This window comes from Celeribacter sp. (assembly GCF_048270365.1).
Taxonomy (GTDB): Bacteria; Pseudomonadota; Alphaproteobacteria; order Rhodobacterales; family Rhodobacteraceae; genus Celeribacter.
This window is the reverse complement of sequence record NZ_JBLWTA010000071.1, coordinates 1-6109: the sequence shown is the minus strand read 5'-3', so window position 1 is coordinate 6109 and position 6109 is coordinate 1. Positions and strand designations below refer to the sequence as shown.

The following is a 6109-nucleotide window of genomic DNA, read 5'->3' as shown; positions in this document are numbered from 1 at the left end:
AAAGACCCAGCCCGCGCGATCCCCGATCGTGTCGCCATAGGCGGTGATGCGGGCGACCATGTTGTCGAGGCTCTCATAGACCCCGGCCTCGTCGCCCGAGCCGGTAAGGGCAAGGATCGAGGCGCCGATAGAGTCGGGCACGCGCGTGACGATGTCATAGATGACGCTGAAATTGTCCCAACTCTGCGCGAAAATCCCCACGAGCATGATCTTCATTCCGAAGGCAAAGCCGGTACCGAAGGGCAGGGGGCGGAGTTGCATGACAGCGTTGATCCCGAGCAGCACGACGAGGAGCGCGGCCCCGGCAGAAATCACGTCACCGACAGCACCTGCCGAGGAGACAAAGCCGTCCTGTGCCACGGTATCCACCGCGGCGTCGACCTGGCTCAGGATGTCGCGAATAACTCCCATCTACTTCGCACAGGCCTCCACGATTTGCGCCTCGAGCGCGTCGGCCTGCGCGTAGAGATCGAGCACCTTGAATGGAAGGCGCGGATGGTCCGAGGTCTGGAACCGGGGCAAGGCGTCAAGCGCCTGATCCCAGCTGAACTGATCCAAAAGGCAGGAGCAGCTTTCCGAAGCCAGCGCTTCCTCGGCAATCAGGATGCGCAGGATCGCGCGGTAGCCATTGCGGAGATAGGCGGTCTCGGCCAGATCGGCGGGTGGTTTCGGAACACGGCATTCATCCGTTTGATCCCGCGCGATCGCCATCGAGTTGAAGGGCGTGTCGCCTGACGGATCTGTGCTCGGTGTCTGCGCCAACGCAGCATTGGGCAGGGTACAGAGGACTGTCGCTGCGAGGCCAAGAGACTGAATTGGCCCAAAGCTGAGTGTCATGGTTTGCTTCATGGATCCACCGCCATCGAGCGGAACTTGCGCTCATCCGCTAGGGTTGCGGCATCGACGACGCCCAGTTGGCCGGCACTGACGCCTTGCGCCGCCTCAAGCCGCCAAATCTGGGTCAGGATGATGCCAAGTTCAGCGGTGACGCGGGTGTTGAGATCGACGGCGGCCTTCAGCCCGTCCTGATCGTCGATCAGCCCCACCATGGTCTCGAGCCGCTCGAGGCTCTGACCTGCCTCTTTGTGACTTTCCTGGGCAGCAACCGACAGCATGGCGCTGGCCCCGGCCGAGGTGGCGATGCGGTTGTCGGCCGGCTGGTCGGAGCCCGAGAGCGTGCCCAGGCGCTCCGAAGTGAAGCCGCTGCCAGACAAAACCCGCTCGACCGAGGCCGAGAGTTCTGCGCCCGGATTGAACCCGCTCAGGAAATCGCCGCTGGCCAAGGACTGCGCGGTGTTGAGGGGCGCGACGAGTTTGCCGCGCAGCGCGCGGAACTCCTCGACGGTGGCGAAAAGTTCACCCAGCCCGCTGCCCTCGATCAGCGAGGTCAGTTGCGCCTCGAGATTGGTAAGCTGCGACAGCTGGGTTTCCAACTCTAGCCGCATGGTGGCGAGCTGCTGCATCTGGACGTTCAGGTCCTCGGCCATGTGCTCGAGTTGCGCCACGAGCTGACCAAGCTGTGATCCATCAAAGGTCGGCACGCCCTGAGCCGTGGCGGGCGAAGAAAACCCGAGTGTGGTGACCGCAGCCACGGTCAGGAGAAGCTGTCTCATTCGGGAATTCCCATCTGCATGAAATCGCGCTCGGCCAGCCGGTCGGCGACGAGGTGTTGGGCATAGGCGGCCTCGCGCTGCTGGTTGGCGGCCATCAGCCGGACACGAAGATTGAGGATGCGGCCGATCTCGGCCTTGGCGTAGGTATTGAGTTCCCAGGCCGCCTTGGCATTGGGCTGCGCATCGATCTGCAGGATGATCGCGCGCAGGCGATTGATGACCTGTTCGGTGGTGGCCGAACTGTCGGCCGCGTAATAGACACCCGCCTCGGAGATGCTGGCATATTCGGCCAGTGCAAAGTCCGAGGGCGAGAGCGTGCCGAGCGCATCGGCGCCACCCACGACAGCCAGGTATTCGTTGTAAAACTTGGAGATGTTGCGGACATAGCCTTGGGTCTCGGCAAAGGGCGGCACGCCGCCGTATTCGATCACCCGGCCCGGTCCTGCGTTATAGGCCGCGAGCGCATGGGGGATGTTGCCGAAGCGATTGAGCTGGGTGGTGATGTAACGCGCGCCGCCGCGCAGGTTGTCCTTCACGTTGTAGCGGTCGACTCCGAGGTCGGAGGCGGTGCCAGGCATGAGCTGGGTCAGGCCATAGGCCCCGACCGGACTTTCGGCAGCGACGTTGAAGCGGCTCTCCTGCTTGATCAGGGCCTGGAAGAGGCAGCGCCATTGGGTGGCCGAGAGACCGGCGCGGGCCAAACCGGGGGCACTCGCGAACTCGCCCGCGACTTCGACGATCATCATCTCGACCGTCTCGCGGCCCTCGCCGAAGAGGCGGCTGTTCATCGGGTTTGGATCGGTATTGGGATAGACCGCCGCCACCCCGAAATCCGCATTGCCCTCGAGCGCGCGGATATCAAATCCGGGTCCGGTGATGGCCGCCGTCATCTCTTCGAGCACGCGCAGCTGGTCGGCCTGGACATCAGCGAGCGTGGACTCGGTGCGATCCTTGTCCTGCTGGACGCCCAGATCCTCGGCCAGCGCCGTCACCCGGGCAATGGCGCGACCGATTGCGGAATTGTCCTGCGTCGGCACGCCCTGTGTATGGGCGGGCAGGGCACCGAGGCCGAGGCAGAGCCCGGTGGATATGATCGCGGCACGGTTCATTCCGGACGGGGTAGGGGTTCGAAGGTGCAGTCAGGATTGGCCGTCTCCTGAAGAGAAGCACCCATGGTCGAGAAGGAAAGCGCAGCGCGCGTCACCTGCGGCTCGCCATTGCGACCGAAGCAGGGCGAGGTCTGTTCGGTGTATTTTTCGCAAGCCGAGAGAAGGCCTGCGGCGGCGCAGAGCGCGAGGAGCGGTTTCGAACTCATATCACATGTCTCCAGAAGTCGGGATTGGTGCGCCAATCGGCGGGCACGCGGGCCTCGCCGGTGGCGCCGCCGCCAAGGATGGGCAGGAGGGTGCCGAGGGCCGAGAGATCGGCATCGACAAAGACGCTGTCGCCCGCCGAGCGCACCAGCGCGATGCGCTGGCCGATGGTGGGCTGGACGAGAAGGGCCGCCTCCTTGGCGTTGACGCGCAGGAAGTCGTAATCGGAGATGGTGGCGCGATCGTTGGGGAAGAGGATCTGGGTCGGCACCGTCTCGACGATGGTCTTGCCCACGCGGCTGTCGCGCAGCTGGCTCGGATATTGCGTCATCATGATCACGACGCAGTTCATCTTCCTGAGCGTCACCAGCCAGTTTTCCAACCGGGCCCCGAAGTAGGGATCGTCTAGAAGCTTCCAGGCTTCGTCGAGCACGATGATGGTGGGGCGGCGATCCTCGACCACGCGCTCGATCTGGCGGAAGATGTAGGAGAGCACCGCCATCCGCTCGGTCGTCATGTCGAGGATCTCGGTCATGTCGAAACCGATGATGTCGGAGGCGAGTTCAAGCCCCGCACCCTGCTCCGGCTCATCGAAGACCCAGCCATAGCGCCCGCCCGGGGCCCATTCGGCAACGCGGGACTGCAGCTCGCCATCGTCATCAAGCGATTGAAAGAGGGTCTCGAAACTCGCAAATCGCCGAAGCGAGCCTTCCGCATGGGCATTTTGCGCAACCGCGCTCTGGATATGGCGGGATTGCTCACCCGAAAGGGTTCCGCCCCGGGAAAGAAGGGTCGAAAGCCAGTCCGAAAGCCAGGCGCGGCCACGTTCATCGATCTCGGTATCGAGAGGGTTCAAGCCGGACGGCACCCCGGCGCGGATTTCGTTGTAGCGGCCACCAAGGGCGCGCACGGCCATCTCGAGGCCGCGATCCTTGTCGAAGAAGAAAAGTCGCGCGCCGACCCGTTGCGCCTGGGCCGCGAGAAAGGCCGTGGTCAGTGTCTTGCCGGTGCCGGTGCGTCCCAGAACCAGCGTATGGCCAACAGTGGGCTCCTTGCCCGGGCTGCCTGCCTCATGGAAATTGAAGCGGTATCCCGATGTGCCGACCGTCGGCAGCACAGAGATCGTCTGGCCCCAGGGCGACTGGTCAGGTCCACGCCCCTCGACACTGCCGTGAAGCGCCGCGAAATCAGCGAAATTGATCGAGGAGATTGGCGTCTTGCGCGCCCGGTAGCCAAAGTTACCGGGACTTTGCGCGAAGTAGGTGGCTTTCAGCGCCATGTTTTCGCGCACGATCACCGACATGATTTCCTGGCCCACGCGCTTGATCTGGGCGGCGGCGCGTTCGAGCGTGTCGCGGTCTGGTGCATAGACCGCGATGGAGAGGTGATGGTCGCCAAAGGCGATGCGGCCTGCTTCCTGATCGTCGGCAGCCTGGCCCAATTGCTCGCGCAAGGAGACGGCGGCATCGTCGGAGGCCTGCATCTGGCGGATGATCCGCTGGATGCGTTCGGCCATGATGTTGTTCGGGATCGGGCTGAAGGAGTTGGTCAGCACGATGTCGAGGGGCAGGTCGAGCGCGTCGAGCAGCGTCACATCTGTCAGCGCCGGATAGGTCTTCATCGAGAAGATCGCACCGTATTTGACCTGACTAGTCACGGCGTCGGTCAGGGTGACGACGTCGCCGTCGAAGGTCGCGCGGCAATTGCTCAAAGTGTGCGAGAGGGGCAGGGCGCTTTGCCCGAAGGCGATCGGAGAGAATGCCCCAGCGTTCAGCGCATTGAGATAGCCCAGCCATTCACCGCCCGCCTTCGTCAGCCTGACGGGGTTGGCCGAGGCAAGCGCCACCTCGAAGAAGCCCATGACCTCGTTCAGCTCCTGCAGGCGCGTCGCGCGGTCCTTGACCCAGGCCTTGCGGGCCAGCGCGCGCAAGAGCGGAATGCGCGCGGAGATATCCGGCCGCCGGATGACGCTGAGATAGAGTTGGCGCTTGGCCGGGCGCAGGTCTTTGACATGGGCCTGCCAGCGGGTGTCGATCGCGGCGGCGAAGCTGTCACCTTCGATGGGCCGCATCCCGAGACCCTGCGGCACAGAGATCCGGTGAATGTAAAAACCGAAGGCGTTGCCGGTCTGGGCGACAATGGCGGCAACTGCGCGTTTGAGCGCGTCGAGCCGGGCGTCCTCAGTGGTCATCGGGTTCAGACCGTCGAGGCGCAGGGTGGCGAGGAGGTCGCCCTCGCGCAGGACCATGACATCGTCATCGGCGAGGGCAAAATACGGCAGGTGCTCGGCGAGATAGCTTTCCCGCGCGAACTCCCTGCCGCCCGCTTGATGCAGGGCTGCCCCAACAGTGGAAAGAGTGCCTGCATCACGCGCCAAAGCTGTCGCCTCCATGCAGAGCCCGGTTCTTCGTCGGGCGCACCACTCCGTAGGAGACCCGCAGCACCTCGAAGAAATGCGGCTCGCGGTCGGCGACGAACCAGAGGATCGGATAGGCGACAATCCCGATCAGGAAGAAGACCATCGACTTCGTCCAGATGAACGGCAGAACGACCCCACTCGCCAGCACCACGAGGTATCCTACGGGCAAGCCCAGATACTTGGGCGGACGGGCGAGGCCCAGAAAGAGGGGGGATCGTTCTGCCATCTAGTGACTTTCCCGTTCAGCAAGAGACGGGCATCCGGAGGGCAATTCGAGGCAGCGTTTGCGAAGCACAATGCGTTCGAGTTGACCGCAAGATTCCGTTTTGCGGGAAGGGCACAGTGCTTTCCGGTTCATCAGGAGAACCCATCCACAATCGTCCCGGCCGAGAAGATCAGCACGATCCCGATGATGACGGAGGCAAACCAGCCCCAGTTGAGCCGCCCCATCATGCACATAAAACCTGTGCCGATGACGGCGAGCGTGGCGACCGCGATTCCGATCGGACCGGTCAGCGCGGCCTCGACGGTTTCCAGCATGGTCTGGATGGGTGACAAGTCTTGCGCGAAGGCGGGGCTTGCGAAAGCCGCCAGGGTTGTAGCGGCAGGCAAGAGGCGTTTGAGGCGATGTCGAAGCATGCGGTGTTCCCTTGTTTTACTGAAGTTCGATGAGGACGGGCGCGCGGGCAGGACCCCGGTCTGCGATGCGGGTGTCCGGCGCGGAATCGGCTGCGCCTGCCAGCCGGGACCGAATGCGGTGGATG

8 protein-coding genes are annotated in these 6109 nt (G+C 63.7%); all 8 read right to left on the bottom strand.

The annotated features are described in order from the left end of the window. Positions 1 to 411: type IV secretion system protein (locus ACN0X0_RS22975; protein ID WP_417281137.1), on the bottom strand; the 411-nt coding region annotated here is incomplete at its 3' end. Beyond that, positions 412 to 837, bottom strand: coding sequence for a hypothetical protein (locus tag ACN0X0_RS22970; protein WP_417281136.1), 426 nt, complete (start codon positions 835 to 837; stop codon positions 412 to 414). It lies immediately after the preceding gene. 8 nt (positions 838 to 845) lie between these two features. Beyond that, entirely contained in the window at positions 846 to 1613 is a 768-nt protein-coding gene (locus tag ACN0X0_RS22965) for a type IV secretion system protein (protein ID WP_417281135.1), read from the bottom strand. Continuing rightward, positions 1610 to 2722, bottom strand: a complete 1113-nt coding sequence (locus ACN0X0_RS22960) for a lytic transglycosylase domain-containing protein (RefSeq protein WP_417281134.1) — start codon at positions 2720 to 2722, stop codon at positions 1610 to 1612. The genes ACN0X0_RS22965 and ACN0X0_RS22960 overlap by 4 nt, the downstream gene beginning before the upstream one ends. Continuing rightward, positions 2719 to 2928: a hypothetical protein gene (locus tag ACN0X0_RS22955; RefSeq protein WP_417281133.1), complete on the bottom strand. Its 210-nt coding sequence runs from the start codon at positions 2926 to 2928 to the stop codon at positions 2719 to 2721. The genes ACN0X0_RS22960 and ACN0X0_RS22955 overlap by 4 nt, the downstream gene beginning before the upstream one ends. Next, positions 2925 to 5318 carry a type IV secretion system protein B4 gene (locus ACN0X0_RS22950; protein ID WP_417281132.1) on the bottom strand — a complete coding sequence of 798 codons (2394 nt, stop codon included), beginning with the start codon at positions 5316 to 5318 and terminating at the stop codon, positions 2925 to 2927. The genes ACN0X0_RS22955 and ACN0X0_RS22950 overlap by 4 nt, the downstream gene beginning before the upstream one ends. Continuing rightward, positions 5293 to 5571, bottom strand: coding sequence for a type IV secretion system protein VirB3 (locus tag ACN0X0_RS22945; protein ID WP_417281131.1), 279 nt, complete (start codon positions 5569 to 5571; stop codon positions 5293 to 5295). The genes ACN0X0_RS22950 and ACN0X0_RS22945 overlap by 26 nt, the downstream gene beginning before the upstream one ends. A gap of 131 nt (positions 5572 to 5702) precedes the next feature. Beyond that, the gene (locus ACN0X0_RS22940; protein ID WP_417281130.1) at positions 5703 to 5984 is read right to left on the bottom strand and encodes a TrbC/VirB2 family protein; all 282 of its coding nucleotides are present in this window, start codon (positions 5982 to 5984) and stop codon (positions 5703 to 5705) included. Between the last annotated feature and the right edge of the window lie 125 nt (positions 5985 to 6109).

Excerpts from the sequence above, each read along its gene's own strand:
- ACN0X0_RS22970 (WP_417281136.1), bottom strand. The coding sequence starts at position 837 with ATGACACTCAGCTTTGGGCCAATTCAGTCTCTTGGCCTCGCAGCGACA.
- ACN0X0_RS22965 (WP_417281135.1), bottom strand. The coding sequence starts at position 1,613 with ATGAGACAGCTTCTCCTGACCGTGGCTGCGGTCACCACACTCGGGTTT.
- ACN0X0_RS22960 (WP_417281134.1), bottom strand. The coding sequence starts at position 2,722 with ATGAACCGTGCCGCGATCATATCCACCGGGCTCTGCCTCGGCCTCGGT.
- ACN0X0_RS22955 (WP_417281133.1), bottom strand. The coding sequence starts at position 2,928 with ATGAGTTCGAAACCGCTCCTCGCGCTCTGCGCCGCCGCAGGCCTTCTC.
- ACN0X0_RS22950 (WP_417281132.1), bottom strand. The coding sequence starts at position 5,318 with ATGGAGGCGACAGCTTTGGCGCGTGATGCAGGCACTCTTTCCACTGTT.
- ACN0X0_RS22945 (WP_417281131.1), bottom strand. The coding sequence starts at position 5,571 with ATGGCAGAACGATCCCCCCTCTTTCTGGGCCTCGCCCGTCCGCCCAAG.
- ACN0X0_RS22940 (WP_417281130.1), bottom strand. The coding sequence starts at position 5,984 with ATGCTTCGACATCGCCTCAAACGCCTCTTGCCTGCCGCTACAACCCTG.